Source organism: Enterobacter sp. ENT03 (assembly GCF_019218745.1).
Lineage (GTDB): Bacteria > Pseudomonadota > Gammaproteobacteria > Enterobacterales > Enterobacteriaceae > Enterobacter_D.
In genome coordinates, this window is record NZ_JAHUXA010000031.1 from 1 (window position 1) to 23,115 (window position 23,115).

Annotated in this window: 40 protein-coding genes; 6 read left to right on the forward strand and 34 right to left on the reverse strand. The window is 51.1% G+C overall.

Features of this window, described 5'->3' with window-relative positions; all coding sequences use genetic code 11:
- Positions 1-345 precede the first annotated feature (345 nt).
- Positions 346-900 (forward strand): gamma carbonic anhydrase family protein, encoded by a 555-nt coding sequence (locus KW828_RS21030; protein ID WP_218338195.1) that lies wholly within the window; start codon positions 346-348, stop codon positions 898-900.
- On the opposite strand, the gene KW828_RS21035 is transcribed toward KW828_RS21030, so the two are convergent.
- Genes KW828_RS21035 through dprA form a run of 6 tightly spaced genes read right to left on the reverse strand, consistent with a single transcriptional unit; the run spans position 876 to position 4,668 of the window.
- On the reverse strand, positions 876-1,133 hold the full coding sequence (locus tag KW828_RS21035; protein ID WP_218338196.1) for a DUF1488 domain-containing protein: 258 nt from the start codon (positions 1,131-1,133) through the stop codon (positions 876-878). The two genes, KW828_RS21030 and KW828_RS21035, sit on opposite strands and share 25 nt — an antisense overlap.
- Complete coding sequence (aroE, locus tag KW828_RS21040; protein WP_218338198.1) at positions 1,130-1,948, reverse strand: shikimate dehydrogenase; 819 nt, start codon at positions 1,946-1,948, stop codon at positions 1,130-1,132. Before aroE ends, KW828_RS21035 begins: the two co-directional genes overlap by 4 nt.
- A 3-nt stretch (positions 1,949-1,951) precedes the next feature.
- Positions 1,952-2,524, reverse strand: coding sequence for an L-threonylcarbamoyladenylate synthase type 1 TsaC (gene tsaC / locus KW828_RS21045; protein WP_218338200.1), 573 nt, complete (start codon positions 2,522-2,524; stop codon positions 1,952-1,954).
- Positions 2,514-3,071 carry a topoisomerase DNA-binding C4 zinc finger domain-containing protein gene (locus KW828_RS21050; RefSeq protein WP_218338202.1) on the reverse strand — a complete coding sequence of 186 codons (558 nt, stop codon included), beginning with the start codon at positions 3,069-3,071 and terminating at the stop codon, positions 2,514-2,516. The genes tsaC and KW828_RS21050 overlap by 11 nt, the downstream gene beginning before the upstream one ends.
- A gap of 27 nt (positions 3,072-3,098) precedes the next feature.
- Positions 3,099-3,572 (reverse strand): DUF494 family protein Smg, encoded by a 474-nt coding sequence (smg, locus tag KW828_RS21055; protein ID WP_072571558.1) that lies wholly within the window; start codon positions 3,570-3,572, stop codon positions 3,099-3,101.
- A complete protein-coding gene (dprA, locus tag KW828_RS21060) occupies positions 3,544-4,668 on the reverse strand; it encodes a DNA-protecting protein DprA (RefSeq protein WP_218338203.1) in 1,125 nt (374 codons plus the stop codon). Before dprA ends, smg begins: the two co-directional genes overlap by 29 nt.
- 129 nt (positions 4,669-4,797) lie before the next feature.
- Between dprA and def the strand changes: the two genes are divergently transcribed.
- The 5 genes from def (at position 4,798) to mscL (ending at position 9,577) form a co-directional block, all read left to right on the forward strand.
- Positions 4,798-5,307 carry a peptide deformylase gene (def, locus tag KW828_RS21065; RefSeq protein ID WP_218338204.1) on the forward strand — a complete coding sequence of 170 codons (510 nt, stop codon included), beginning with the start codon at positions 4,798-4,800 and terminating at the stop codon, positions 5,305-5,307.
- Positions 5,308-5,321: 14 nt separating this feature from the next.
- On the forward strand, positions 5,322-6,269 hold the full coding sequence (gene fmt, locus KW828_RS21070; RefSeq protein ID WP_218338205.1) for a methionyl-tRNA formyltransferase: 948 nt from the start codon (positions 5,322-5,324) through the stop codon (positions 6,267-6,269).
- A 51-nt stretch (positions 6,270-6,320) separates the two neighbouring features.
- Positions 6,321-7,610, forward strand: coding sequence for a 16S rRNA (cytosine(967)-C(5))-methyltransferase RsmB (gene rsmB, locus KW828_RS21075; protein WP_218338216.1), 1,290 nt, complete (start codon positions 6,321-6,323; stop codon positions 7,608-7,610).
- Between the two features lie 22 nt (positions 7,611-7,632).
- Positions 7,633-9,009: a Trk system potassium transporter TrkA gene (gene trkA / locus KW828_RS21080; protein ID WP_088222413.1), complete on the forward strand. Its 1,377-nt coding sequence runs from the start codon at positions 7,633-7,635 to the stop codon at positions 9,007-9,009.
- A 148-nt stretch (positions 9,010-9,157) separates the two neighbouring features.
- Entirely contained in the window at positions 9,158-9,577 is a 420-nt protein-coding gene (gene mscL, locus KW828_RS21085; RefSeq protein ID WP_218338206.1) for a large-conductance mechanosensitive channel protein MscL, read from the forward strand.
- On the opposite strand, the gene KW828_RS21090 is transcribed toward mscL, so the two are convergent.
- The 28 genes from KW828_RS21090 to rplD form a co-directional block, all read right to left on the reverse strand.
- Positions 9,574-9,792, reverse strand: a complete 219-nt coding sequence (locus KW828_RS21090) for an alternative ribosome-rescue factor A (protein WP_218338207.1) — start codon at positions 9,790-9,792, stop codon at positions 9,574-9,576. The genes mscL and KW828_RS21090 overlap by 4 nt on opposite strands.
- A gap of 57 nt (positions 9,793-9,849) precedes the next feature.
- Positions 9,850-10,275 carry a Zn(2+)-responsive transcriptional regulator gene (gene zntR, locus KW828_RS21095; protein WP_218338208.1) on the reverse strand — a complete coding sequence of 142 codons (426 nt, stop codon included), beginning with the start codon at positions 10,273-10,275 and terminating at the stop codon, positions 9,850-9,852.
- Positions 10,276-10,439: 164 nt separating this feature from the next.
- Positions 10,440-10,826: a 50S ribosomal protein L17 gene (gene rplQ / locus KW828_RS21100; protein WP_001216372.1), complete on the reverse strand. Its 387-nt coding sequence runs from the start codon at positions 10,824-10,826 to the stop codon at positions 10,440-10,442.
- A 40-nt stretch (positions 10,827-10,866) separates the two neighbouring features.
- The gene (rpoA, locus tag KW828_RS21105) at positions 10,867-11,856 is read right to left on the reverse strand and encodes a DNA-directed RNA polymerase subunit alpha (RefSeq protein ID WP_218338209.1); all 990 of its coding nucleotides are present in this window, start codon (positions 11,854-11,856) and stop codon (positions 10,867-10,869) included.
- A gap of 25 nt (positions 11,857-11,881) precedes the next feature.
- Entirely contained in the window at positions 11,882-12,502 is a 621-nt protein-coding gene (gene rpsD / locus KW828_RS21110; RefSeq protein WP_002438686.1) for a 30S ribosomal protein S4, read from the reverse strand.
- 31 nt (positions 12,503-12,533) lie between these two features.
- Entirely contained in the window at positions 12,534-12,923 is a 390-nt protein-coding gene (gene rpsK, locus KW828_RS21115) for a 30S ribosomal protein S11 (RefSeq protein ID WP_034899652.1), read from the reverse strand.
- A 16-nt stretch (positions 12,924-12,939) separates the two neighbouring features.
- Positions 12,940-13,296: a 30S ribosomal protein S13 gene (rpsM, locus tag KW828_RS21120; protein ID WP_042396003.1), complete on the reverse strand. Its 357-nt coding sequence runs from the start codon at positions 13,294-13,296 to the stop codon at positions 12,940-12,942.
- Positions 13,297-13,442: 146 nt separating this feature from the next.
- Entirely contained in the window at positions 13,443-13,559 is a 117-nt protein-coding gene (gene rpmJ / locus KW828_RS21125; protein ID WP_000868187.1) for a 50S ribosomal protein L36, read from the reverse strand.
- 30 nt (positions 13,560-13,589) lie between these two features.
- Positions 13,590-14,921 carry a preprotein translocase subunit SecY gene (gene secY, locus KW828_RS21130; protein ID WP_072571567.1) on the reverse strand — a complete coding sequence of 444 codons (1,332 nt, stop codon included), beginning with the start codon at positions 14,919-14,921 and terminating at the stop codon, positions 13,590-13,592.
- A gap of 7 nt (positions 14,922-14,928) precedes the next feature.
- Positions 14,929-15,363 (reverse strand): 50S ribosomal protein L15, encoded by a 435-nt coding sequence (gene rplO / locus KW828_RS21135; protein ID WP_218338210.1) that lies wholly within the window; start codon positions 15,361-15,363, stop codon positions 14,929-14,931.
- A gap of 3 nt (positions 15,364-15,366) precedes the next feature.
- Positions 15,367-15,546, reverse strand: a complete 180-nt coding sequence (gene rpmD / locus KW828_RS21140; protein ID WP_001140434.1) for a 50S ribosomal protein L30 — start codon at positions 15,544-15,546, stop codon at positions 15,367-15,369.
- Positions 15,547-15,552: 6 nt separating this feature from the next.
- Positions 15,553-16,053 (reverse strand): 30S ribosomal protein S5, encoded by a 501-nt coding sequence (gene rpsE / locus KW828_RS21145; protein ID WP_002438697.1) that lies wholly within the window; start codon positions 16,051-16,053, stop codon positions 15,553-15,555.
- A gap of 14 nt (positions 16,054-16,067) precedes the next feature.
- Complete coding sequence (gene rplR, locus KW828_RS21150; protein ID WP_000358960.1) at positions 16,068-16,421, reverse strand: 50S ribosomal protein L18; 354 nt, start codon at positions 16,419-16,421, stop codon at positions 16,068-16,070.
- A gap of 9 nt (positions 16,422-16,430) precedes the next feature.
- A complete protein-coding gene (gene rplF, locus KW828_RS21155) occupies positions 16,431-16,964 on the reverse strand; it encodes a 50S ribosomal protein L6 (protein ID WP_088222418.1) in 534 nt (177 codons plus the stop codon).
- Between the two features lie 12 nt (positions 16,965-16,976).
- Complete coding sequence (rpsH, locus tag KW828_RS21160) at positions 16,977-17,369, reverse strand: 30S ribosomal protein S8 (protein ID WP_088222419.1); 393 nt, start codon at positions 17,367-17,369, stop codon at positions 16,977-16,979.
- A 33-nt stretch (positions 17,370-17,402) separates the two neighbouring features.
- Positions 17,403-17,708, reverse strand: a complete 306-nt coding sequence (gene rpsN, locus KW828_RS21165; protein ID WP_039076814.1) for a 30S ribosomal protein S14 — start codon at positions 17,706-17,708, stop codon at positions 17,403-17,405.
- Between the two features lie 14 nt (positions 17,709-17,722).
- Entirely contained in the window at positions 17,723-18,262 is a 540-nt protein-coding gene (gene rplE / locus KW828_RS21170; RefSeq protein ID WP_088222420.1) for a 50S ribosomal protein L5, read from the reverse strand.
- A 14-nt stretch (positions 18,263-18,276) separates the two neighbouring features.
- Positions 18,277-18,591 (reverse strand): 50S ribosomal protein L24, encoded by a 315-nt coding sequence (gene rplX / locus KW828_RS21175; RefSeq protein WP_003031122.1) that lies wholly within the window; start codon positions 18,589-18,591, stop codon positions 18,277-18,279.
- Between the two features lie 10 nt (positions 18,592-18,601).
- Positions 18,602-18,973 (reverse strand): 50S ribosomal protein L14, encoded by a 372-nt coding sequence (gene rplN / locus KW828_RS21180; protein WP_015960712.1) that lies wholly within the window; start codon positions 18,971-18,973, stop codon positions 18,602-18,604.
- A 163-nt stretch (positions 18,974-19,136) separates the two neighbouring features.
- Entirely contained in the window at positions 19,137-19,391 is a 255-nt protein-coding gene (rpsQ, locus tag KW828_RS21185; RefSeq protein ID WP_017460070.1) for a 30S ribosomal protein S17, read from the reverse strand.
- The gene (gene rpmC / locus KW828_RS21190) at positions 19,391-19,582 is read right to left on the reverse strand and encodes a 50S ribosomal protein L29 (protein ID WP_000644742.1); all 192 of its coding nucleotides are present in this window, start codon (positions 19,580-19,582) and stop codon (positions 19,391-19,393) included. The genes rpsQ and rpmC overlap by 1 nt, the downstream gene beginning before the upstream one ends.
- Entirely contained in the window at positions 19,582-19,992 is a 411-nt protein-coding gene (rplP, locus tag KW828_RS21195) for a 50S ribosomal protein L16 (RefSeq protein ID WP_015962145.1), read from the reverse strand. The genes rpmC and rplP overlap by 1 nt, the downstream gene beginning before the upstream one ends.
- A gap of 12 nt (positions 19,993-20,004) precedes the next feature.
- On the reverse strand, positions 20,005-20,706 hold the full coding sequence (rpsC, locus tag KW828_RS21200; RefSeq protein ID WP_000529945.1) for a 30S ribosomal protein S3: 702 nt from the start codon (positions 20,704-20,706) through the stop codon (positions 20,005-20,007).
- A gap of 17 nt (positions 20,707-20,723) precedes the next feature.
- A complete protein-coding gene (rplV, locus tag KW828_RS21205; RefSeq protein ID WP_002919773.1) occupies positions 20,724-21,056 on the reverse strand; it encodes a 50S ribosomal protein L22 in 333 nt (110 codons plus the stop codon).
- Positions 21,057-21,069: 13 nt separating this feature from the next.
- Entirely contained in the window at positions 21,070-21,348 is a 279-nt protein-coding gene (gene rpsS, locus KW828_RS21210) for a 30S ribosomal protein S19 (protein ID WP_001138115.1), read from the reverse strand.
- A 16-nt stretch (positions 21,349-21,364) separates the two neighbouring features.
- The gene (gene rplB / locus KW828_RS21215) at positions 21,365-22,186 is read right to left on the reverse strand and encodes a 50S ribosomal protein L2 (RefSeq protein ID WP_000301869.1); all 822 of its coding nucleotides are present in this window, start codon (positions 22,184-22,186) and stop codon (positions 21,365-21,367) included.
- 17 nt (positions 22,187-22,203) lie between these two features.
- Complete coding sequence (gene rplW, locus KW828_RS21220) at positions 22,204-22,506, reverse strand: 50S ribosomal protein L23 (protein WP_004868363.1); 303 nt, start codon at positions 22,504-22,506, stop codon at positions 22,204-22,206.
- Positions 22,503-23,108: a 50S ribosomal protein L4 gene (gene rplD / locus KW828_RS21225; protein WP_072571573.1), complete on the reverse strand. Its 606-nt coding sequence runs from the start codon at positions 23,106-23,108 to the stop codon at positions 22,503-22,505. The genes rplW and rplD overlap by 4 nt, the downstream gene beginning before the upstream one ends.
- Positions 23,109-23,115 lie beyond the last annotated feature (7 nt).

Genomic DNA, 23,115 nt, shown 5'->3' on the forward strand with positions numbered 1-23,115 from the left:
AGAGCAGTTGCGACGCGCTTTGGCGCTGTGTCGCGAGGTCCCGTATATTACGTTTTCCCCGTTCAGAGTCAAGCGATTATTTTGCTTTTCTCTGCCGGTCATTCCCGGAGGAAGACCTTCTGACCCGCCGGCCGTAAGCCGTTGTTCCGTGTCAGTGGAGGCGCATTATAGGGATCCCATTTTTTTGCACAAGACTTTTTTGGATCTTTTTTTCTGAGTGTTGTTTTTTCATTCTTATCGCTGTGATCCTGTTCGATCTGCTCAAATTTTGATGCGTAAAAGTCTTGCACCATGCGAATAATGGACTCAAAGTCACCATTATCCTTCGCAATTACTGAGGTATTTATGTCAGCTGTCTTACGTCCTTATAAGGATCTGTTCCCGAAAGTGGGGCAACGCGTAATGATCGATACCACCAGCGTCGTCATAGGTGATGTCCGAATGGCTGATGACGTGGGGATCTGGCCGCTTGTTGCCATTCGCGGTGACGTTAATCATGTCGAGATAGGCGCTCGCAGCAATATTCAGGACGGCAGCGTGCTGCACGTGACCCATAAGTCTGCTCACAAGCCGGAAGGTAATCCGCTGGTTATCGGGGAAGACGTCACCGTCGGGCATAAAGTGATGCTGCACGGCTGCACCATTGGCAATCGTGTGCTGGTCGGTTTGGGATCGATTCTGTTGGATGGTGTCGTTGTAGAAGATGATGTGATGATTGGAGCAGGTAGTCTGGTTCCGCAAAACAAACGGCTTGAAACGGGTTATCTCTACTTGGGTAGTCCGGTTAAACAGATCCGCCCCTTAACAGAGGCGGAAATTGACGGTCTAAAATATTCAGCCAGTAACTACGTCAAATGGAAAGACGACTATCTGGCTCAGGGTAACCAGAGCCAGCCCTGATCGTCTTCCTGCTGTTGACGGAGCAACAGCTCAGTCTCTTCTTCTATATCCCATCGGTTAGTCTGGAAAATCGCTAACCACTGTTCTGGCGTATCGCCCTGATAACGGTATGCCAGCGAACTTCCCTTAATTGCACAGGTGAGCTGCATACCGTTTACCAGCACCGGAAAGCATACGGCCTGCAGTTCAGCACACCACTCCTCACGATCCGGAAACTGGATAGCCTGATTCACTGCGCTATCTCCTGCTTAAGCTGATTAATCACTGCTGCGGTTTCCGGTAATACGCCATGCCACAGCAAAACCGCATGGGCGGCCTGGGACACCAGCATCCCCACCCCATCAGCACAATGCTTTGCCCCATGCTGTTCACACCAATCCAGAAACGGCGTATTTCCTTTTTGATAAAACATGTCGTAACAGTACACCTGTGGATGAACAAGTGACGTCGGGATCGCCGGGATCTCACCGCCAATACCACTTGATGTCGCATTAATGATCAGATCAAATTCATGATCGGCAAGGAGATCCATTGCCATCGCCTTCACACTGCCAGTATGTATAAAGACGTTTGCCAACGCATCCGCACGCGAAAAGGTACGGTTGGTAATGGTTACTGTGCAATCCAGTGACAGCAAAGGCAGCAACACTCCCCGTGCGGCGCCGCCAGCACCTATCAACAAAATGCGAAACCCCGGCTTAATAAATCCCAGCCTCTCAAGATCGCTCAACAGCCCTGTGCCATCCGTATTGTCGCCCAACAAACGGCCATCCTCCAGGCGTTTGAGGGTATTGACGGCTCCCGCCAGCGCCGCGCTCTCCGTCAGCACATCGGCGCGGGCAAACGCCTCCTCTTTAAAAGGAACCGTGATATTTGCGCCCTTTCCACCTGCGGCAAAAAACGCATTCAGCGTATTTACGAAGTCATCCACCGGCGCCAGTACGCGCCCATAAGGATGATCAATGCGCAGTTGCTGCGCAAATTGCTGATGGATAAAGGGAGATTTACTGTGGGCAATCGGGTTACCAAAGACGGCATAGCTTTCCATATATCACCCCTGTCGGAAGCGCTCACCGGACAGCGCATCGCGGATTTCGGAAGGATTTTTACGCCCACCGGTTTCGCCTTCCACTACCGGGAAATTATCACCAAACTGCGCACGTACTTCCTGCGTCGTACGACAGGGGGGTAATCCCGTCAGATTAGCACTGGTAGAGACCAGCGGTTTGCCATAAGCCTCGCATAAAGCCACCACCAGCGGATGATCGGTAACACGCACGGCGAGCGTATTAAAACGCCCCGTTAACCAGCGTGGCGTAGTTGCTCGCGCCGGGAAAACGAACGTCACCGGCCCTGGCCAACTGGCAAACACGGCCTCACGCTGCGATTCATTAAGGGTGCTGTCGTCGATATAGGGTTTGAGCTGCTCAAAACTGGCTGCGATAAGGATCAATCCCTTTTCGACCGGCCGTAGTTTTAATTCAAGCAGACGCTGAACCGCTATCTCGCTGTCGGGATCACAACCGACACCAAAAACAGCTTCTGTGGGATAAGCGATGACTTCTTTATTATTCAGTACCGCCACCGCATTAGCGATGACATCTGATTGCAGGTTATTCTTCACTGTTTAATTCCGCCGGAACCGGCTTTCCACATTGTTTACTGGCACAGAAGCGTTTAATACCCTGTGCGGTTTTCTTTTCGATGAGTAACGGATACTGGCAGGCAGGACACACACCAGCAATTGGTTTGAAATTGATGACGAACTGACAGTCGGGGTAACCATCGCACGAATAAAAGGTTTTGCCGTAACGAGAGCGCCGTTGCACCAGATGCCCAGTCTGACACTGCGGACAGGTGATGGCGGTTTCATCAGGTTTATCAATAAGTTCTGTATGTTCACACGCAGGATAATGACTACAGCCGATAAACATGCCGTACCGCCCCTGGCGCAATACCAGTTCAGCCCCGCAGAGTGGACATAACTGCCCCTCCAGAACTTTCACGATATGACCGTCAGCCTGACTTTTTAGGGGGCGAACAAAATCGCACTCCGGGTAGTGGGAGCAACCAAGGAAAGGTCCGTGCTTCCCGGAACGAATAACAAGCTGAGCCCCACATTGTGGACAGGGCTCCTGATTAGGCACCGAGAACAGTGCTGATTTGGCCATAACAACTCTTGCTGCTGCAATGATGATTTAGTGCAGCATACCTTCATTCACTTCAAAGAGTAATTCTTCCATCTGCTGATAGGCGTTTTCACATCCGGGGATATTAAACAACACCATCAGAATGACCCATTTTAGATCTTCCAGATCGAACTCTGCGGTATCCAGCGCCAGCACGCGTTCAATGACCATTTCTCGCGTTTCGAGGTTTAGCACCTGAATCTGCTCCAGGAATAATAAGAATCCCCGGCAACTGGCATCCAGCCTCTCACACTCTTCTGCAGTATAGATACGAACAGAGAGCGGGTCTGAAGCAAGCTGCATCGGTTCGGCGAGGCCTTCCTGATAATCAGCGAGCTTTTCAAGCCACAATAACGCGTTGTAAATGTCCTCACGATCAAAACCAGCGTCCGTAAGATCTGACTCCAGTTTGTCCTGATCCACGCGTAATTCCGCTTCGTTGTGGATGTAAGTCTCAAACAAATACATTAGTACGTCGAACATGGCTTGCCCTCCTTAATCGGACATAGCCGCCGGGTACAACTGCGATCCATCCTGCTAACTCCAGTTCGAGTAGCTGAGCCACAATCACTGGCACAGGTTGGCCGGCACGTTCAGCGACGACGTCAACAGGTGTTACCTCATCTCCTACGTTAGCCAGGAGCTCAGGAAATGGCAATGCCGGGTTATCCCGTTCTGGAGAATTAATTACGCTATCGCTGTGATCTGGCACCCACGGTAGCCCATATTGCAAATTTTCCAGGATGTCCCCGGCTGACGTTACCAGAACTGCCCCCTGTTTGATGAGGCTATGCGGGCCTTCACTAACGGGATTTCCCAGTGGCCCCGGCAGAGCATAAACCTCACGTCCTTGCTCCAGTGCACAGCGCGCCGTAACAAGAGAACCACTTTTAAGCGCCGCTTCAACCACCAGCACGCCGCGACTTAATCCGCTAATAATGCGGTTTCGTCGTGGAAAATTACCGGGCCAGGGTACAGCTGATAAAGGAAACTCCGAGACCAGCGCACCGCCCGCGGAAACAATCGCAGCGGCAAGCGCACGATGCCGCTTTGGATAAACGCTGTATAAGCCATTGCCCAGTATGGCAATAGTTTTACCCCTGGCATCCAGTGCTGCGCGGTGGGCGATGCTGTCGATCCCTAGCGCCAGACCGCTGGTAATGGTCATACCACAAAGTACGAGCTGTTCGCAGAACTGGCGGCCCCATCGCTCGCCATACCAGGAGTGCGCCCGGCTGCCAACGACCCCCAACTGTTGCGATGCAAGGACTGCAATATCGCCTTCGATAAACAATGCCCCTGGGTAATCTTCAATTGCCCGCAACTGCGGCGGGTAAGCCGCATCGGAGGCAAGCAACAGATGGTGACCCGGCGCCTCAAGCCATGCCAGGCTGCTTTCAACTTCACGCGCAGTCATTGCCTGAAACTTTGCGCTCTGCCGGGCCGTCAGGCCAGCCTGACACAGCGCGGACGTTGTGTTATCCGGGTTATTCAGTAAGCACTGCGCGGCATTAAGCATCTTGTCGCCATACAGATCGCCCACCTGGATCAAGCGTAACCAAATCTCTGTCAGAGTCATCCTTTTCCCCCTGCCACAGGCAGCCTCAGCAATCTTTGCGATTGGTCACTGATGCTGTCAATCACAGGGGGATTTGTCTAGAATAGGAGGAATAATGTTTTCTACTCCTGAACACAACTCTGGATATTTATGGCAGTTTTGCACGTGTTACATATTCCGGACGAGCGGCTTCGCAAAGTCGCTGAACCGGTGAAAGAAGTGAATGCAGACATTCAGCGTATCGTTGATGATATGTTCGATACCATGTATGCCGAAGAAGGTATTGGCCTTGCCGCAACGCAGGTTGATATTCATCAGCGTATTATCGTTATCGACGTCTCTGAAAACCGCGATGGCCGCCTGGTATTGATCAATCCGGAACTGCTGGAAAAAAGCGGAGAAACCGGTATTGAGGAAGGCTGCCTGTCGATCCCGGAGCAGCGCGCGCTGGTGCCGCGTGCGGAGAAAGTAAAAATTCGTGCGCTCGACAGAGACGGTAAGCCGTTTGAGCTGGAAGCAGATGGCTTGCTGGCAATCTGCATTCAGCATGAAATGGATCACCTGGTCGGTAAATTGTTTATTGATTATCTGTCGCCGCTGAAACAGCAGCGTATTCGCCAGAAAGTTGAAAAACTTGATCGCCTGAACGCACGGGCTTAAGGATAAGAATCAACGTGTCAGATTCACTACGTATTATTTTTGCGGGTACACCTGACTTTGCAGCGCGTCATCTTGACGCGCTGTTGTCATCCGGACATAACGTCGTCGGCGTATTTACCCAACCCGACCGCCCTGCGGGTCGTGGCAAAAAGCTGATGCCGAGCCCGGTAAAAGTGCTGGCGGAAGCGAACGGTTTGCCGGTCTTCCAGCCAGCGTCGTTACGTCCTCAGGAAAACCAGCACCTGGTCGCCGACTTACACGCAGATGTAATGGTTGTAGTGGCCTATGGCTTGATTCTGCCAAAAGCCGTACTTGATATGCCCCGTCTGGGCTGTATTAATGTCCACGGTTCACTGCTTCCACGCTGGCGCGGCGCGGCGCCTATTCAGCGTGCACTATGGGCCGGCGATATGGAAACAGGCGTCACGATCATGCAGATGGATGTCGGGCTTGATACCGGCGATATGCTTTATAAGCTTGTTTGTCCTATAACCGACGACGATACCAGTGCGACGCTGTACGATAAGCTTGCTGACTTAGGGCCTGCCGGGCTAATTGAAACTCTGGCGCAGCTGGCGAATGACACAGCCCAGCCGCAGGTTCAGGACGAAGCGCTGGTTACCTATGCTGAGAAACTCAGCAAAGAAGAAGCTCGCGTGGACTGGTCACTGTCTGCCGCGCAACTTGAGCGCTGTATTCGCGCGTTCAATCCCTGGCCGATGAGCTGGCTGGAAATCGACGGTCAACCGCTGAAAATCTGGAAAGCGTCAGTCATCAACTCCAGGACTACCGCCGAGCCGGGTACGATTGTGGAAACGACCAAACAGGGTATCCAGGTCGCCACGGGTGATGGCATTCTGAATCTAGAAACGCTACAACCTGCCGGTAAAAAAGCAATGAGCGCGCAGGATCTGCTCAACTCCCGCCGGGAATGGTTTGTTCCTGGTCATCGTCTTGCCTGACGAGCATAACGTCTCAAGCCCGGTGTTCCCGGGCATTTTTATTTTGTGGCTATGAAAAAAAATATCAATTTACGCAGCATGGCAGCCCAGGCTATCGAACAGGTCGTCGAGAAAGGCCAGTCCCTCAGTAATGTCCTGCCTCTGTTACAACAAAAAGTATCCGATAAAGATAAAGCACTGCTTCAGGAGCTGTGCTTTGGCGTTCTGCGTTCACTGTCGCAGATGGAGTGGCTCATCAATAAATTGATGTCACGTCCAATGACCGGAAAGCAACGCACCATCCATTATTTGATCATGGTGGGGTTTTATCAGCTCCTGCACACCCGTATTCCGCCGCACGCCGCACTTGCCGAAACCGTTGAAGGGGCGGTAGCAATCAAAAGGCCACAGCTGAAAGGGCTGGTTAACGGCGTACTGCGTCAGTTCCAGCGCCAGCAAGAAACGCTGATGGTTGAATTTGCTACCAGCGAGAGCCGCTTTCTCCATCCCGAATGGTTGCTAAACCGCCTGCGCAAAGCCTATCCGCAGCAGTGGGAAGCGATCGTCGAAGCAAATAATCAACGACCACCGATGTGGTTGCGCGTCAATCGTAATCACCATTCGCGCGATGGCTGGCTGGCATTACTGGAAGAGGCGGGACAACACGGTTTTACGCATCCTGACTATCCAGATGCGGTACGTCTTGAATCCCCTGCCCCTGTTCATACCCTGCCAGGCTTTGAAGAAGGTTGGGTAACCGTACAGGATGCTTCCGCGCAAGGCTGCATGACCTTTCTTGAACCTGAAAATGGTGAGCACATTCTCGATCTGTGCGCGGCACCTGGCGGCAAAACGACGCATATTCTTGAAGTCGCGCCAGAAGCTCACGTGCTGGCGGTTGATGTCGATGAAAAACGCCTGTCACGCGTATATGACAACCTGAAACGTCTGGGCATGAAGGCGCAGGTTAAGCAGGGTGATGGGCGAACCCCGGCACAATGGTGTGGTGAGCAGCAGTTTGACCGTATCCTGCTCGATGCGCCATGCTCGGCGACAGGCGTTATACGCCGTCATCCTGACATTAAATGGCTACGTCGCGATCGTGACATTGCCGAGCTCGCTCAGTTGCAGGCAGAGATCCTGGATGCGATCTGGCCACATCTCAAGTCTGGCGGTACGCTGGTCTACGCGACCTGCTCCGTATTACCAGAAGAGAACAGTCAGCAAATCGCCGCGTTTCTGGCACGCACGCCGGGGGCAACGCTCAGCGTTACCGGCACACCTGACAAGCCGGGCAAGCAGAATCTGCCGGGTCTGGAAGAGGGTGATGGCTTTTATTACGCTAAGCTAATCAAACAGTGACTGAGATGACGAGCCGCAACTGATGAAGATAATCATTCTTGGCGCCGGACAGGTCGGCGGCACGCTGGCAGAAAACCTGGTCGGTGAGAACAACGATATTACTATCGTTGATATTAACGGCGATAGGTTGCACAGCTTGCAGGACAAATTTGATCTGCGTGTAGTGCAGGGTCACGGCTCGCACCCGCGTGTTTTGCGTGAAGCCGGCGCGGATGATGCCGATATGCTTGTCGCGGTGACCAGTTCGGATGAAACGAATATGGTCGCCTGCCAGGTAGCGTATTCACTCTTCAATACGCCCAACCGTATCGCTCGTATTCGCTCCCCCGACTATATCCGTGATGCCGATAAGCTTTTCCACTCTGAAGCAGTGCCTATCGATCATCTTATTGCCCCTGAGCAACTGGTGATCGACAGCATTCATCGTCTGATTGAATATCCGGGCGCGCTGCAGGTCGTTAACTTTGCCGAAGGCAAAGTCAGCCTGGCGGTGGTTAAAGCGTATTATGGCGGGCCACTGGTGGGCAATGCGTTATCGACTATGCGCGAACATATGCCACATATAGATACCCGCGTCGCCGCCATATTTCGCCATGATCGACCTATACGGCCACAGGGTTCAACCATCGTCGAAGCGGGTGATGAGGTGTTTTTCATCGCCGCTTCGCAGCATATCCGCGCGGTAATGAGCGAACTTCAGCGACTCGAAAAGCCTTACAAACGCATCATGCTGGTAGGGGGTGGTAATGTGGGGGCTGGCCTCGCGCGTCAGCTGGAAAAAGACTACAGTGTGAAACTGATCGAGCGCGATCAAAAACGCGCCGCCGAGCTGGCGGAAAAGCTGCAAAATACCATCGTATTTTATGGTGATGCGTCGGATCAGGAGTTGTTGGCGGAAGAGCATATCGATCAAGTGGATCTCTTTATTGCCGTCACTAACGATGACGAAGCAAACATCATGTCTGCCATGCTGGCAAAACGCATGGGAGCGAAAAAAGTGATGGTGTTGATCCAGCGTCGCGCCTATGTGGATCTGGTGCAGGGCAGTGTGATCGATATTGCGATCTCACCGCAAGAAGCAACAATATCCGCGCTGCTCAGCCACGTTCGTAAGGCAGATATCGTGGGAGTTTCCTCACTACGACGCGGGGTGGCTGAAGCCATTGAAGCCGTCGCGCACGGCGATGAGAGCACCTCGCGCGTGGTGGGCCGGGTGATTGATGATATTAAACTTCCACCTGGAACCATTATTGGCGCGGTAGTACGTGGTAATGATGTCATGATCGCCAATGATAATTTGCGCATTGAGCAGGGGGATCACGTCATTATGTTCCTGACAGATAAGAAATTTATCTCAGACGTTGAAAGGCTGTTCCAGCCCAGCCCCTTCTTCCTGTAAGCAATTAAAGGCGCTAAACGTAGCGCCTTTTTTATTTAATCCTTTCATTTACAAAGGATTGGTAATTTAACTCAATTGTCCTGCTTACATGGAAATTAAACCGAGCTTTGTTAGACTTAGGTGGGTCTGCGGTTATAAGGAGAATAAAATGAGCATGTTAAAAGAGTTTCGCGCATTTGCGATGCGTGGAAATGTGATCGACCTGGCAGTGGGTGTCATTATCGGTGCGGCATTCGGTAAAATTGTCTCTTCTCTGGTGGCCGACATCATCATGCCACCTCTGGGTCTGCTGATTGGCGGGATTGATTTCAAACAGTTTGCATTTACGCTACGTGAAGCGCAGGGCGACATTCCTGCGGTAGTAATGCATTACGGATTGTTTATTCAGAATATTTTTGATTTCGTGATCGTGGCGTTCGCTATTTTCCTGGCGATCAAATTGATCAACAGGCTTCATCGGAAGAAAGAGGAAGAGCCAAAAGCACCGCCTGCGCCTTCTAAAGAAGAAGTACTGTTAACTGAAATCCGTGATTTGCTGAAAGAACAGAACAGCCGCCCTTATCCTTAACATGCGACTGAAACAAGAAGGCCAGTGGTAAAAAAGTGCTCCACTTTTTTGCCACTGGCCTCCTGACCAACACGTTTAGCATGTTTAGCTTTACGCAGATAACTGCCTTTCCCTTTCTTGTTTTTCTCAATGCGCTGACGAAAAAGTGGATCATGCAGTAATGCTTCAAGAGCATTATCGTTTATCTGCCCTTTCTGGTGCTGATAGCGACTCATAATTTCTCCGGATGGTTATATAAAACGTGGCGAGTGTAGATCTGACTTTGCTAAAGATCAACTGACCTCAGCTTTACTTCCGCTTCCCTGCTCCAGCGCTTCAAGAATTGAACAATACACGCTGCTGTGTGCGGTTCCGCAGCAGGCGTCGTTCAGACGCTGCAACGAGCGCCTCATAACCTGCAACTCATCGATTCTTGCTTCAACTTCGCTTAACCTGGCCTGCACGATACTTTTAGATTCCTGACAGGTGTGATGCTCAGGATCGACACGGATCGACAGCAACTCGCGGATCGATTCCAGTGTGAACCCTAGCTGCCGGGCATGCCGAATGAATTTCAGACGCTGAAGATCGTCGTCGCTATAAAGCCGGAAACCGCCCTGCGTACGAACCTCGTGATCCATCATTTGCTGTTTTTCGTAATAACGGATGGTGTCAGGTGTAACTTCAGCCAGCTTCGCCAGTTCTCCAATGCGATACATGGTGCTTCCTCGTTCAGGCAGAAAAAGATTTTTTAAGCATACCTGCTCAGGTGAGCTAATAACATCAGAAAGGGATCAGTAAAAACGGGAATGGGGTGGCGATGAACGCCGGAATACGGAAATAAAAAAACCCGCCGAAGCGGGTTTTTCTATGTTACTGCAGATTACTCTGCAGCAGCTTCTGCTTTCGATTCAGAGCGATCAACCAGCTCGATGTATGCCATCGGCGCGTTGTCGCCTGCACGGAAGCCACACTTCAGAATGCGAGTGTAACCACCGGCGCGGCTCGCGAAACGCGGGCCCAGCTCGTTAAACAGTTTTGCCACGATCTCGTTATCACGAGTACGGGCGAATGCCAGACGACGATTAGCTACGCTATCAGTCTTGGCAAGAGTAATCAGCGGCTCAACTACGCGACGCAGCTCTTTCGCTTTAGGCAGGGTCGTCTTGATGATCTCATGACGAACCAGTGAACCTGCCATATTGCGGAACATAGCCTGGCGATGGCTGCTGTTGCGGTTCAGTTGACGACCACTCTTACGATGGCGCATGACCTTATCCTTCTCAGTAAAACCTTAACCTGTGATCCGGTTACTCGTCAGCGATGCTTGCCGGTGGCCAGTTTTCTAGGCGCATGCCCAGAGACAAACCACGGGAAGCCAGCACGTCTTTAATCTCAGTAAGAGATTTTTTACCAAGGTTAGGCGTTTTGAGCAGCTCAACCTCGGTACGCTGTACCAGATCACCGATATAGTGGATAGCTTCTGCTTTGAGGCAGTTAGCAGAGCGGACAGTCAATTCCAGATCGTCAACAGGGCGCAGCAGGATCGGATCGAATTCTGGTTTCTCTTCTTTCACTTCCGGCTGACGAACATCACGTAAGTCAACGAAAGCTTCAAGTTGTTCTGCCAGGATGGTCGCCGCACGACGAATCGCCTCTTCAGGATCGATTGTGCCGTTGGTTTCCATTTCGATGACCAGCTTGTCCAGGTCGGTACGCTGTTCTACACGCGCTGCTTCAACATTGTAGGCAATTCGCTCTACAGGGCTGTAACATGCGTCGACCAGCAGACGGCCGATTGGGCGCTCATCTTCTTCCGAATGAATTCGGGCAGAAGCCGGCACATAACCACGACCGCGCTGAACTTTGATACGCATGCTAATAGACGCGTTCTCATCGGTCAGGTGGCAGATCACGTGCTGCGGCTTGACGATTTCGACATCACCATCATGGGTAATGTCGGCTGCAGTCACAGGGCCAATGCCAGATTTATTCAGGGTAAGAATAACTTCATCTTTACCTTGAACTCTCACCGCCAGCCCTTTCAGGTTGAGCAGGATTTCCAGGATATCCTCCTGAACACCCTCTTTGGTGCTGTACTCATGAAGTACACCATCAATCTCAACTTCGGTCACCGCGCAACCCGGCATCGATGAGAGCAGAATACGGCGCAGTGCGTTACCCAGAGTATGGCCAAAGCCACGCTCTAAAGGCTCAAGGGTCACCTTGGCGTGCGTCGAACTCAGTTGCTCGATATCTACCAGGCGCGGTTTTAGAAACTCTGTCACAGAACCCTGCATTGTGTCCTCTCTTTGGTACTAAGCTTTACTTGGAGTAAAGCTCGACGATCAGGTGTTCGTTAATGTCCGCAGACAGATCAGAACGCTCAGGCTTACGCTTAAACGTACCTTCCATCTTGCCACCATCAACTTCCAGCCAGGTTGGCTTTTCACGCTGCTCAGCCAGCTCCAGAGCGGCTTTCACGCGAGATTGCTTTTTCGCTTTCTCACGGATACTGACCACATCATTCGGGCTAACCTGATAAGAAGCGATGTTAACAACACGACCGTTTACCATGATAGCCTTGTGGCTAACCAGCTGACGTGCTTCAGCACGAGTGGCGCCGAAGCCCATACGGTATACAACGTTGTCCAGACGACCTTCCAGCAGAGCCAACAGGTTTTCACCGGTGTTGCCTTTCAGACGTGCTGCTTCTTTATAATAGTTACGGAACTGACGCTCTAGCACACCGTAGATACGGCGAACTTTTTGCTTTTCACGCAACTGTACACCATAGTCAGACAGACGCGGTTTACGCGCACCGTGCTGGCCAGGAGCTTGTTCAATCTTACACTTGGTATCAATCGCGCGAACGCCAGACTTCAGGAACAGGTCTGTGCCCTCGCGACGGCTCAGCTTGAGCTTAGGACCCAAATATCTTGCCATTTTCTTTCTCCAACATTCCTAAAAACGAGCGTTATACGCGACGTTTTTTCGGCGGACGACAACCGTTGTGAGGGATCGGAGTCACATCAGTAATATTAGTGATGCGGAAACCAGCGGCGTTCAGAGCACGAATGGTAGATTCGCGACCCGGACCCGGTCCCTTGACCATAACTTCCAGATTCTTGATACCGTATTCTTTCACGGCGTCAGCGCAACGCTCAGCTGCAACCTGAGCTGCAAACGGAGTGGATTTGCGAGAACCACGGAAACCGGAACCACCGGCTGTTGCCCAACCCAAAGCGTTACCCTGACGATCAGTAATAGTAACGATTGTGTTGTTGAAAGAAGCATGGACATGAGCCACGCCGTCAGAGACTTGTTTTCTTACACGCTTACGTGCACGAACTGGTGCCTTTGCCATTATTCAATCACCCCGATTATTTCTTGATCGGTTTGCGCGGACCCTTACGGGTACGTGCGTTGGTCTTAGTACGCTGACCGCGCACAGGCAGACCACGACGATGACGCAAACCGCGGTAGCAACCAAGATCCATCAGGCGCTTGATGCTCATGCTAACTTCACGGCGCAGATCACCTTCAACGACAAATTTGGCAACTTCGTCACGCAGCGTGTCGATTTGTTCTTCAGACAGCTCACTGATCTTAACATCTTCAGCGATACCCGCAGAGGCCAGAATGGCTTTGGAACGGGTCTTGCCGACACCGTAGATCGAGGTTAACGCGATCACAGCGTGTTTTTGATCAGGAATGTTAATGCCTGCTATACGGGCCACTATGCACTCCTACTATTTAATATGTACGCACCATGCTGAAAAGCCCGTTTTCAGGATACTCAAATGGATACGCACAGACATACAAAAGATTGGCTGGCTAATCTAGCCAGCTCAACCCAACTTTGCAAGAAAAATATGCGAATTAATCAGCCTTGGCGCTGTTTATGCTTCGGCTCGGCACTGCAAATCACACGGATGACGCCATCACGCTTAACGATTTTGCAGTTACGGCATAATTTCTTGACGGAAGCACGAACTTTCATTTTTACTCTCCGTAACTTCTCGAGCGACCTTTAGCGGCCGTAGCCTTTCAGGTTCGCCTTCTTCAATGCAGACTCGTACTGACTGGACATCATCAGAGTTTGCACTTGAGCCATAAAGTCCATAATCACAACGACAACGATGAGCAGTGAGGTCCCACCAAAGTAGAACGGCACTTTCATTGCGTCACGCATGAACTCCGGGATCAGGCAGATAAAAGTAATATAGAGCGCGCCGACCAAGGTCAGACGAGTCATTACTTTATCGATATACTTCGCCGTTTGCTCTCCCGGACGAATTCCTGGTACAAATGCACCGGACTTCTTCAGGTTATCTGCTGTTTCTCTTGGGTTGAAAACCAACGCCGTATAGAAGAAACAGAAGAAGATGATTGCAGACGCATAGAGTAACACATAAAGCGGTTGCCCTGGCTGCAAATACAGCGAAATTGTTGTCAGCCAGTTCCAACCGGTACCGCCCCCGAACCATGACGCGATGGTCGCTGGGAACAGAATAATGCTGGAAGCGAAGATTGCCGGGATAACCCCTGCCATATTCACTTTCAACGGTAAATGTGTGCTCTGTGCAGCATAGACACGACGACCCTGCTGGCGTTTCGCGTAGTTTACCACAATGCGGCGTTGACCACGTTCAACAAACACAACAAAGAACGTCACTGCAAATACTAATACTGCAACCAACAGCAACAGGAGGAAGTGCAGGTCGCCTTGACGCGCTTGCTCGATCGTATGGGCAATGGCTGGCGGGAGTCCCGCAACGATACCAGCGAAGATTATGATTGAGATACCGTTACCGATACCGCGCTCAGTGATCTGTTCGCCGAGCCACATCAGGAACATCGTTCCTGTGACCAGACTTACAACAGCAGCGAAATAGAATGCAAAGCCTGGATTAATCACTAGACCTTGCATACCAGGCATATTCGGCAGACCGGTAGCAATACCGATCGACTGGAATATCGCCAACACCAAAGTACCGTAGCGGGTGTACTGGCTGATCTTGCGACGACCAGACTCCCCTTCCTTCTTCATTTCTGCGAGGGTCGGATGAACGACCGTCAACAGCTGGATAATAATTGATGCCGAAATATACGGCATGATACCCAGAGCAAAGATTGAAGCACGGCTGAGTGCACCACCAGAGAACATGTTAAACATTTCAATGATGGTGCCTCGCTGTTGTTCAAGCAGTTTGGCAAGTACAGTGGCATCAATACCAGGGATCGGAATGAAAGAGCCAATGCGGAACACAATCAGCGCGCCGATTACAAACAGCAGTCTGCGTTTCAGCTCGCCTAAGCCACCTTTGGCACTTTGAAAATCTAATCCCGGTTGTTTAGCCATCTGCTACTTATTCCTCGATTTTACCGCCAGCAGCTTCGATAGCAGCACGAGCGCCCTTAGAAACACGCAGGCCACGAACAGTTACCGGACTTGAAACTTCACCAGCCAGGATCACTTTCGCGAACTCGATCTGGATACCGATAATGTTTGCTGCTTTCAGCGTATTCAGGTCTACAACGCCGCCTTCTACTTTAGCCAGATCGGACAGACGAACTTCTGCCGTGATCATCGCTTTACGAGAAGTGAAGCCGAACTTCGGCAGACGACGGTACAGAGGCATCTGACCACCCTCGAAACCACGACGTACGCCACCACCAGAACGTGAGTTCTGACCTTTGTGACCACGACCGCCGGTTTTACCGAGGCCAGAACCGATACCACGACCAAGGCGTTTTCCCGCCTTCTTAGAGCCTTCGGCCGGAGACAGAGTATTTAAACGCATCTCTTACTCCTCAACTTTAACCATGAAGGAAACCGCGTTGACCATACCACGAACAGCGGGAGTATCTTCACGCTCAACGGTATGACCAATACGACGCAGACCCAGGCCAAGCAGCGTTGCCTTATGTTTCGGCAGACGACCGATTGCACTGCGGGTTTGAGTGATTTTAATAGTCTTTGCCATGGTCAATTACCCCAGAATTTCTTCAACGGATTTACCACGCTTGGCAGCGACCATTTCTGGAGAATTCATATTTTCCAGGCCATCTATAGTTGCACGAACCACGTTAATCGGGTTGGTAGAACCATATGCTTTAGCCAGTACGTTATGAACTCCAGCGACTTCCAGAACGGCGCGCATTGCACCACCGGCAATAATACCGGTACCTTCTGAAGCCGGCTGCATGAATACACGAGAACCCGTGTGAACACCTTTAACCGGGTGCTGCAGGGTGCCGTGGTTCAGCGCGACGTTAATCATATTGCGACGGGCTTTTTCCATCGCTTTCTGGATCGCTGCTGGAACTTCACGCGCTTTACCGTAACCAAAACCAACGCGACCGTTACCATCGCCAACAACAGTCAGAGCTGTGAAGGAGAAAATACGACCACCTTTAACGGTTTTAGATACGCGGTTAACCGCGATCAGCTTTTCCTGCAGTTCGCCAGCCTGTTTTTCGATGTGAGCCATCTTACACCTCTACCTTAGAACTGAAGGCCAGCTTCACGGGCAGCATCTGCCAGTGCCTGGACACGACCATGATATTGGAACCCGGAACGGTCAAAAGAAACATCTTTGATGCCTTTTTCCAGAGCGCGTTCGGCAACAGCTTTACCCACAGCTGCAGCAGCGTCTTTGTTACCGGTGTACTTCAATTGTTCAGCGATAGCTTTTTCTACAGTAGAAGCAGCTACCAGAACTTCAGAACCGTTCGGTGCAATAACCTGTGCGTAAATATGACGCGGGGTACGATGTACCACCAGGCGAGTTGCACCCAGCTCCTGGAGCTTGCGGCGTGCGCGGGTCGCACGACGGATACGAGCAGATTTCTTATCCATAGTGTTACCTTACTTCTTCTTAGCCTCTTTGGTACGCACGACTTCGTCGGCGTAACGAACACCCTTGCCTTTATAAGGCTCAGGACGACGGTAGGCGCGCAGATCCGCTGCAACCTGGCCGATCAGCTGTTTATCAGCGCCTTTCAGCACGATTTCAGTCTGAGTCGGACATTCTGCGGTGATCCCCGCTGGCAGCTGATGATCAACAGGATGAGAGAAACCCAGAGACAGGTTTACTGCATTCCCTTTGACCGCTGCACGATAACCTACACCAACCAGCTGCAGCTTCTTAGTGAAGCCTTCGGTAACACCGATAACCATTGAATTCAGCAGGGCACGCGCGGTACCAGCCTGAGCCCATCCATCCACGTAACCAGCACGCGGACCGAAGGTCAGAGTATTATCTGCATGATTCACTTCAACAGCATCGTTGAGAGTACGAGTCAGCTCGCCGTTTTTACCTTTGATCGTAATAACCTGACCGTTGATTTTTACATCAACGCCGGCAGGAACAACGACCGGTGCTTTAGCAACACGAGACATTTTTTCCTCCGATTAGGCTACGTAGCAGATAATTTCGCCACCAAGACCAGCTTGGCGCGCTGCACGATCAGTCATAACACCTTTAGAGGTAGAAACAACTGCGATACCCATGCCGGCCATAACTTTCGGCAGCTCATCTTTTTTCTTATAGATGCGCAGACCTGGGCGGCTGACACGCTGAATGCTTTCTACAACAGCTTTACCCTGGAAATACTTAAGCGTAAGTTCCAGTTCCGGCTTGGTGTCGCCTTCAACTTTAAATTCTTCAATATAACCTTCTTCCTTCAGCACGTTGGCGATTGCCACTTTCAGCTTGGAGGAAGGCATGGTGACCGCAACTTTGTTCGCGGCCTGACCGTTACGGATACGGGTCAGCATATCCGCGATCGGATCTTGCATGCTCATCTGTCTTTACTCCCGTGATTCAATTGGTGACAATTACCAGCTAGCCTTTTTCAGACCCGGAATTTCACCGCGCATAGCGGCTTCACGGACCTTAATACGGCTCAACCCGAACTTCCGCAGGAAAGCGTGCGGACGACCAGTTTGACGGCAGCGGTTACGCTGACGAGACGGGCTGGAATCACGCGGCAGAGTCTGCAGCTTCAGAACTGCATTCCAACGATCTTCGTCGGTTGCGTTCACATCAGAGATGATAGCTTTCAGTTCAGCGCGTTTAGCGAAGAATTTATCAGCTAAAGCTACGCGTTTTACTTCGCGTGCTTTCATTGATTGCTTAGCCATTCAGTAACCCTACCTTACTTGCGGAACGGGAAGTCAAAGGCAGCCAGCAGAGCACGGCCTTCTTCATCAGATTTCGCAGTAGTGGTAATGGTAATATCCAAACCACGGACGCGATCGACTTTGTCGTAATCGATTTCTGGGAAGATGATCTGCTCACGGACACCCATGCTGTAGTTACCACGACCATCGAATGACTTAGCGGACAAGCCACGGAAGTCACGGATACGTGGAACAGCAATAGTGATCAGGCGCTCAAAGAACTCCCACATGCGTTCGCCACGCAGAGTTACTTTACAGCCGATCGGATAGCCCTGACGGATTTTGAAGCCTGCAACAGATTTGCGTGCTTTGGTGATAAACGGTTTTTGACCGGAGATTGCTGCCAGGTCAGCTGCTGCGTTATCCAGCAGTTTCTTGTCAGCGATCGCTTCACCAACACCCATGTTCAGGGTGATCTTCTCGACCCGAGGGACTTGCATGACAGAATTGTAGTTAAACTCAGTCATGAGTTTTTTAACTACTTCGTCTTTGTAGTAATCATGCAGTTTCGCCATCGTACTACTCCAAATTACTTGATAGTTTCGCTGTTAGACTTGAAGAAACGGACTTTTTTGCCGTCTTCGAATCTAAAGCCTACACGGTCAGCCTTGCCGGTTGCCGCATTGAAGATAGCAAGGTTAGAGATCTGAATAGCTGCTTCTTTCTCTACGATGCCGCCTGGTTGGTTCAGAGCCGGAACCGGCTTCTGGTGTTTCTTAACCAGGTTGATACCTTCAACGATGACCTTGCCGGAAGACAGGACATTTTTTACTTTACCGCGCTTACCTTTATCTTTACCGGTTAACACGATAACTTCGTCATCACGACGGATTTTAGCTGCCATGATTCGCTCCTTAGAGTACTTCTGGTGCCAGAGAGATAATTTTCATGAACTTTTCAGTACGAAGTTCACGAGTTACCGGCCCAAAAATACGCGTACCGATAGGCTGCTCACTGTTATTGTTTAAAATAACGCATGCATTACCATCGAAGCGAATGACAGAACCGTCCGGGCGACGAACACCCTTCCTGGTGCGCACCACTACCGCCTTCAGCACATCACCTTTTTTGACCTTACCACGCGGAATTGCTTCCTTGATGGTGATCTTGATGATGTCGCCTACGCCTGCGTAGCGACGGTGCGAGCCACCCAGAACCTTGATACACATTACGCGACGTGCACCGGAGTTGTCGGCGACGGTCAGCATAGTCTGTTCTTGGATCATTTCAGTGCTCCGCTAATGTCAACTACTACTTTGGGACCCAAATCTCGGGTCGTTAAAAAGCCCCATATCGGGGGCGCGGCATTATAACACCGCTTCTTAGATATGGGTAGAAAAAATAAACGGCCCATTTCTGGACCGTTTATCGTTGAGAATGCGTACTGTATTACAGAATCGCTTTCTCTACAACGCGAACCAGCGTCCAGGACTTAGTCTTGGACAGCGGACGGCATTCGCGGATTTCAACCACGTCACCAGTACCGCATTCGTTGTTCTCGTCATGTACGTGCAGTTTGGTCGTACGCTTGATGAATTTACCGTAGATCGGGTGTTTCACAAAACGTTCGATAGCAACAACGATGGATTTCTCCATTTTATCGCTAACGACGCGACCTTGCAGAGTACGGATTTTATCGGTCATTACGCACCCGCCTTCTCAGTCAGTAAAGTCTTAACGCGTGCGACATCACGACGCACTTGCTTCAACAGGTGAGACTGTTGCAGCTGGCCACTGGCTGCCTGCATACGCAGGTTAAACTGCTCACGCAGCAGATTCAGCAGCTCGGTGTTCAGCTCTTCAACACTCTTCTCACGCAGCTCTTTTGCTTTCATTACATCACCGTCTTAGTTACAAAGGTGGTTTTAATCGGCAGTTTCGCTGCTGCCAGCTTGAATGCTTCACGGGCCAGCTCTTCAGACACACCGTCCATTTCATACAGGACTTTACCTGGCTGGATCAAGGCAACCCAATACTCTACGTTACCTTTACCTTTACCCATACGCACTTCGAGCGGCTTTTCGGTGATCGGTTTGTCCGGGAATACACGGATCCAGATCTTACCTTGACGCTTAACTGCACGGGTCATAGCACGACGTGCTGCTTCGATCTGACGTGCAGTCAGACGACCACGGCCAACAGCTTTCAGACCGAAAGTGCCGAAGCTAACATCCGTACCCTGCGCCAGACCACGGTTGCGGCCTTTGTGCACTTTACGGAATTTTGTACGCTTTGGTTGTAACATCAGCGACGCTCCTTATTTCCGGCCTTTACGCTGCTGCTTTTTAGGTTGAGCAGCCGGTTTTTCCGGTTGTTCAACAGCAGCCATACCACCCAGGATCTCACCTTTGAAGATCCACACTTTAACGCCGATTACACCATAAGTGGTGTGCGCTTCAGAGGTGTTGTAGTCGATGTCAGCACGCAGCGTGTGCAGCGGAACGCGACCTTCGCGGTACCATTCGGTACGTGCGATTTCCGCGCCGCCAAGACGGCCGCTAACTTCAACTTTGATACCTTTAGCGCCAAGACGCATTGCGTTCTGTACAGCACGCTTCATAGCACGACGGAACATAACACGACGTTCCAGCTGTGAAGTGATGCTGTCAGCAACCAATTTAGCGTCCAGTTCCGGTTTACGGACTTCGGCGATATTGATCTGTGCAGGAACGCCAGCGATATCCGCTACGACCTTACGCAGTTTTTCGACGTCTTCGCCTTTCTTACCGATAACGATACCCGGGCGAGCAGTGTGAATAGTCACACGGATGCTCTTAGCCGGACGCTCGATAACGATACGAGATACGGACGCCTTCGCCAGTTCCTTAGTAAGGTACTGACGAACTTTAAAATCGCTGTCCAGGTTGTCAGCGAATTCTTTGGTGTTCGCAAACCAGGTAGAGTTCCATGGTTTTACAATACCCAGGCGAATACCATTAGGATGTACTTTCTGACCCATTGCTAGTCTCCAGAGTCTCAGCGATCGGACACAACCACAGTAATGTGGCTGGTGCGCTTCAGGATGCGATCTGCACGACCTTTCGCACGCGGCATAATGCGCTTCATGCTTGGGCCTTCGTCTACGAAAATTTTCGCAACTTTCAGATCGTCAATGTCAGCGCCATCGTTGTGTTCAGCGTTAGCAATGGCAGATTCCAGAACCTTCTTGACCAGTACAGCCGCTTTCTTGTTGGTGTAGGTCAAAATGTCCAGGGCCTGCGACACTTTCTTACCGCGAATCAGGTCTGCCACCAGGCGAACCTTTTGAGCAGAAGAACGAGCGTGGCGATGTTGAGCTAAAGTTTCCATCTCTTCCTCCTACTTATTTCTTCTTGGCTTTTTTATCAGCCGCGTGGCCGCGATAAGTACGTGTCGGTGCAAATTCACCCAGTTTGTGACCGACCATTTCGTCGGAAACAAATACCGGAACGTGCTGACGACCATTATGGACAGCGATGGTCAAACCGATCATGTTTGGAAAGATCGTTGAACGACGGGACCAAGTGCGCAGGGGCTTCTTGTCACCGCTTTCCACCGCTTTCTCTACCTTCTTCAGCAAGTGCAGGTCAATAAAAGGACCTTTCTTGAGAGAACGTGGCATGGCTTATCCTCTAATATTATTTGCTACGGCGACGTACGATAAATTTATCAGTACGCTTGTTGCTGCGGGTCTTCTTACCTTTGGTCTGAACGCCCCACGGGGTTACCGGGTGCTTACCAAAGTTACGACCTTCACCACCACCATGTGGGTGATCTACCGGGTTCATCGCCGTACCGCGAACGGTAGGACGAACACCACGCCAGCGTGCAGCACCTGCTTTACCCAGAACACGCAGCATATGCTCAGCATTGCCAACTTCGCCCAGAGTTGCGCGGCAGTCAGCTTCAACTTTGCGCATTTCGCCAGAACGCAGACGCAGGGTGACATAAGCACCATCACGAGCAACGATCTGAACATAGGTACCAGCAGAACGCGCCAGCTGACCGCCTTTACCTGGTTTCATTTCTACGTTATGAACGGTAGAACCAACCGGGATATTGCGCATCGGCAGGGTGTTACCCGCTTTGATAGCAGCATCAACGCCAGATTGGATCTGGTCGCCAGCTTTCAGGCCTTTAGGGGCCAGGATGTAACGGCGTTCGCCGTCTTTGTACAGAACCAGCGCGATGTTCGCGGAGCGGTTCGGATCGTACTCAAGACGTTCAACAACAGCCGGGATACCATCTTTGTTGCGTTTGAAGTCAACAATACGATAAGCCTGCTTATGGCCGCCACCGATGTGACGAGTGGTGATGCGACCATTGTTGTTACGACCACCGGATTTGCTGTTTTTTTCAACCAGCGGAGCAAAAGGTTTGCCCTTATGCAGCTCAGGGTTAACCACTTTAACAACGTGGCGACGACCCGGAGATGTCGGTTTACACTTAACAACTGCCATTGTATTACTCCTCCGACTTACTCAGCGCCGCCAACGAAGTCCAGGTTCTGGCCTTCTTTCAGGGTGACGTAAGCTTTTTTCCAGTCGCTACGACGACCGATACGCTGTCCGTGACGTTTAACTTTCCCTTTAACTACCAGGGTGTTAACGACTTCGACTTCGACTTCAAACAGTTTCTGCACAGCAGCTTTGATTTCTGCTTTGGTCGCGTCTTTAGCAACTTTGAGAACGATGGTATTGGTTTTTTCCATCGCAGCAGACGCTTTTTCAGAAACGTGCGGTGCACGAAGCACCTTCAGCAGACGTTCTTCACGAATCATGCCAGCATCTCCTCAACTTGCTTAACAGCATCAGCAGTCATTACGACTTTGTCGAAGGCGATCAGGCTAACCGGGTCGATACCTGCTGCGTCACGTACGTCAACCTTGTGCAGGTTACGTGCGGCCAAGAACAGGTTCTCGTCCAGCTCACCGGTGATGATCAGCACATCTTCCAGAGCCATGTCTTTCAGTTTCTGAGCCAGCAGCTTAGTTTTAGGCGCTTCTACAGAGAACTGCTCGACAACGATCAGACGATCCTGACGTACCAGTTCGGACAGAATGCTTTTCAGCGCGCCGCGGTACATCTTTTTGTTAACTTTTTGACTGTGGTCCTGCGGACGTGCAGCGAAGGTTACGCCACCGGAACGCCAGATCGGGCTCTTTACAGAACCTGAACGCGCACGGCCAGTACCTTTCTGACGCCACGGTTTTTTACCAGAACCAGTTACTTCAGCACGGGTCTTCTGAGCACGAGTACCCTGACGAGCCCCAGCTGCGTAAGCAACTACAACCTGGTGTACCAGCGCTTCGTTGAAATCACGACCGAAGGTAGTTTCGGAAACAGTCAGCGCGCTCTGCGCGTCTTTCAATACTAATTCCATTGCTATC

What these genes read in the sequence shown, in the direction of transcription:
- rplO (WP_218338210.1), bottom strand. Translation starts at nt 15,363, where the DNA reads ATGCGTTTAAATACTCTGTCTCCGGCCGAAGGCTCTAAGAAGGCGGGA.
- smg (WP_072571558.1), bottom strand. Translation starts at nt 3,572, where the DNA reads ATGTTCGACGTACTAATGTATTTGTTTGAGACTTACATCCACAACGAA.
- rsmB (WP_218338216.1), top strand. Translation starts at nt 6,321, where the DNA reads ATGAAAAAAAATATCAATTTACGCAGCATGGCAGCCCAGGCTATCGAA.
- secY (WP_072571567.1), bottom strand. Translation starts at nt 14,921, where the DNA reads ATGGCTAAACAACCGGGATTAGATTTTCAAAGTGCCAAAGGTGGCTTA.
- rpsK (WP_034899652.1), bottom strand. Translation starts at nt 12,923, where the DNA reads ATGGCAAAGGCACCAGTTCGTGCACGTAAGCGTGTAAGAAAACAAGTC.
- rpsQ (WP_017460070.1), bottom strand. Translation starts at nt 19,391, where the DNA reads ATGACCGATAAAATCCGTACTCTGCAAGGTCGCGTCGTTAGCGATAAA.
- rpsH (WP_088222419.1), bottom strand. Translation starts at nt 17,369, where the DNA reads ATGAGCATGCAAGATCCGATCGCGGATATGCTGACCCGTATCCGTAAC.
- rplW (WP_004868363.1), bottom strand. Translation starts at nt 22,506, where the DNA reads ATGATTCGTGAAGAACGTCTGCTGAAGGTGCTTCGTGCACCGCACGTT.
- rpsE (WP_002438697.1), bottom strand. Translation starts at nt 16,053, where the DNA reads ATGGCTCACATCGAAAAACAGGCTGGCGAACTGCAGGAAAAGCTGATC.
- KW828_RS21050 (WP_218338202.1), bottom strand. Translation starts at nt 3,071, where the DNA reads ATGGCCAAATCAGCACTGTTCTCGGTGCCTAATCAGGAGCCCTGTCCA.
- rpsC (WP_000529945.1), bottom strand. Translation starts at nt 20,706, where the DNA reads ATGGGTCAGAAAGTACATCCTAATGGTATTCGCCTGGGTATTGTAAAA.
- rplN (WP_015960712.1), bottom strand. Translation starts at nt 18,973, where the DNA reads ATGATCCAAGAACAGACTATGCTGACCGTCGCCGACAACTCCGGTGCA.
- rplB (WP_000301869.1), bottom strand. Translation starts at nt 22,186, where the DNA reads ATGGCAGTTGTTAAGTGTAAACCGACATCTCCGGGTCGTCGCCACGTT.
- rpsN (WP_039076814.1), bottom strand. Translation starts at nt 17,708, where the DNA reads ATGGCTAAGCAATCAATGAAAGCACGCGAAGTAAAACGCGTAGCTTTA.
- aroE (WP_218338198.1), bottom strand. Translation starts at nt 1,948, where the DNA reads ATGGAAAGCTATGCCGTCTTTGGTAACCCGATTGCCCACAGTAAATCT.
- rpmJ (WP_000868187.1), bottom strand. Translation starts at nt 13,559, where the DNA reads ATGAAAGTTCGTGCTTCCGTCAAGAAATTATGCCGTAACTGCAAAATC.
- rpmD (WP_001140434.1), bottom strand. Translation starts at nt 15,546, where the DNA reads ATGGCAAAGACTATTAAAATCACTCAAACCCGCAGTGCAATCGGTCGT.
- KW828_RS21030 (WP_218338195.1), top strand. Translation starts at nt 346, where the DNA reads ATGTCAGCTGTCTTACGTCCTTATAAGGATCTGTTCCCGAAAGTGGGG.
- rplX (WP_003031122.1), bottom strand. Translation starts at nt 18,591, where the DNA reads ATGGCAGCTAAAATCCGTCGTGATGACGAAGTTATCGTGTTAACCGGT.
- rpsD (WP_002438686.1), bottom strand. Translation starts at nt 12,502, where the DNA reads ATGGCAAGATATTTGGGTCCTAAGCTCAAGCTGAGCCGTCGCGAGGGC.
- rpsS (WP_001138115.1), bottom strand. Translation starts at nt 21,348, where the DNA reads ATGCCACGTTCTCTCAAGAAAGGTCCTTTTATTGACCTGCACTTGCTG.
- rplE (WP_088222420.1), bottom strand. Translation starts at nt 18,262, where the DNA reads ATGGCGAAACTGCATGATTACTACAAAGACGAAGTAGTTAAAAAACTC.
- rpmC (WP_000644742.1), bottom strand. Translation starts at nt 19,582, where the DNA reads ATGAAAGCAAAAGAGCTGCGTGAGAAGAGTGTTGAAGAGCTGAACACC.
- rplD (WP_072571573.1), bottom strand. Translation starts at nt 23,108, where the DNA reads ATGGAATTAGTATTGAAAGACGCGCAGAGCGCGCTGACTGTTTCCGAA.
- rplP (WP_015962145.1), bottom strand. Translation starts at nt 19,992, where the DNA reads ATGTTACAACCAAAGCGTACAAAATTCCGTAAAGTGCACAAAGGCCGC.
- rplF (WP_088222418.1), bottom strand. Translation starts at nt 16,964, where the DNA reads ATGTCTCGTGTTGCTAAAGCACCGGTCGTTGTTCCTGCCGGCGTTGAT.
- dprA (WP_218338203.1), bottom strand. Translation starts at nt 4,668, where the DNA reads ATGACTCTGACAGAGATTTGGTTACGCTTGATCCAGGTGGGCGATCTG.
- mscL (WP_218338206.1), top strand. Translation starts at nt 9,158, where the DNA reads ATGAGCATGTTAAAAGAGTTTCGCGCATTTGCGATGCGTGGAAATGTG.
- trkA (WP_088222413.1), top strand. Translation starts at nt 7,633, where the DNA reads ATGAAGATAATCATTCTTGGCGCCGGACAGGTCGGCGGCACGCTGGCA.
- KW828_RS21090 (WP_218338207.1), bottom strand. Translation starts at nt 9,792, where the DNA reads ATGAGTCGCTATCAGCACCAGAAAGGGCAGATAAACGATAATGCTCTT.
- rpoA (WP_218338209.1), bottom strand. Translation starts at nt 11,856, where the DNA reads ATGCAGGGTTCTGTGACAGAGTTTCTAAAACCGCGCCTGGTAGATATC.
- def (WP_218338204.1), top strand. Translation starts at nt 4,798, where the DNA reads ATGGCAGTTTTGCACGTGTTACATATTCCGGACGAGCGGCTTCGCAAA.
- zntR (WP_218338208.1), bottom strand. Translation starts at nt 10,275, where the DNA reads ATGTATCGCATTGGAGAACTGGCGAAGCTGGCTGAAGTTACACCTGAC.
- rplQ (WP_001216372.1), bottom strand. Translation starts at nt 10,826, where the DNA reads ATGCGCCATCGTAAGAGTGGTCGTCAACTGAACCGCAACAGCAGCCAT.
- rplV (WP_002919773.1), bottom strand. Translation starts at nt 21,056, where the DNA reads ATGGAAACTTTAGCTCAACATCGCCACGCTCGTTCTTCTGCTCAAAAG.
- rplR (WP_000358960.1), bottom strand. Translation starts at nt 16,421, where the DNA reads ATGGATAAGAAATCTGCTCGTATCCGTCGTGCGACCCGCGCACGCCGC.